1 protein-coding gene is annotated in these 716 nt (G+C 41.2%); it reads left to right on the top strand.

Annotated elements, in window-relative coordinates:
* Positions 1-91: 91 nt before the first annotated feature.
* On the top strand, positions 92-716 hold a 625-nt coding region (locus AB4503_RS14440; protein ID WP_372115207.1), incomplete at its 3' end, for an IS4 family transposase.

The raw sequence follows: 716 nt of genomic DNA, 5'->3' as shown, positions 1-716 counted from the left end.
TAATGCCGATCAGTTAAAGCCAAAGCGATCGGTTGAAGGATCCTTCAGAGCTGTCAAAATCCAAGTGTATTTAATGCACTTGGATTTTTTTATGGATGTTTCTCAAGCTCTAAACATAATTAATGATTGGAAACCTAGCAGCGTTGAGACTTTGTCTGACTTGCTTCCAATTGAACTCATCGACGAAGCCTATTCTCTTACTGATACTGTCACGATGAGAAAGAGGAAATTAACTTTAGAATCCATGGTGTGGCTGCTTGTTGGAATGGCTATCTATAACAGTAAATCCATGAAAGATTTAGTGAACCAACTTGATATTGTCGACCGTACAGGTAAAGCTTTTGTCGCACCGAGTGCGTTAACTCAACGTCGAAAGACGTTGGGTGAAGACGCAATTAAAGCGGTCTTTGAGCGAATGACTACGTCATGGTTAAACAGTGCAAAGTTACCCCAATGGAATGGATTAACGCTGCTTGGCGTCGATGGCGTTGTTTGGCGAACGCCCGATAACCCGCAAAATGAAAAGGCATTTTCTCGACAAAAAGGGACGCAATATCCGCAAGTGAGAATGGTCTGCCAAATGGAACTAAGCAGTCACATTATTACGGCCAGTGCATTTGATAATTACAATACAAACGAAATGATATTAGCTGAAAAACTGATAGGAACAACACCAAACCATAGCGTGACAATGTTCGATAAGGGGTTCTATTCTT

This window comes from Vibrio sp. 10N.222.55.B11 (genome assembly GCF_041473705.1).
Taxonomy (GTDB): domain Bacteria; phylum Pseudomonadota; class Gammaproteobacteria; order Enterobacterales; family Vibrionaceae; genus Vibrio; species Vibrio crassostreae_C.
Note: the sequence above shows the minus strand (reverse complement) of the source record. Positions and strands in the feature narration are given on the sequence as shown.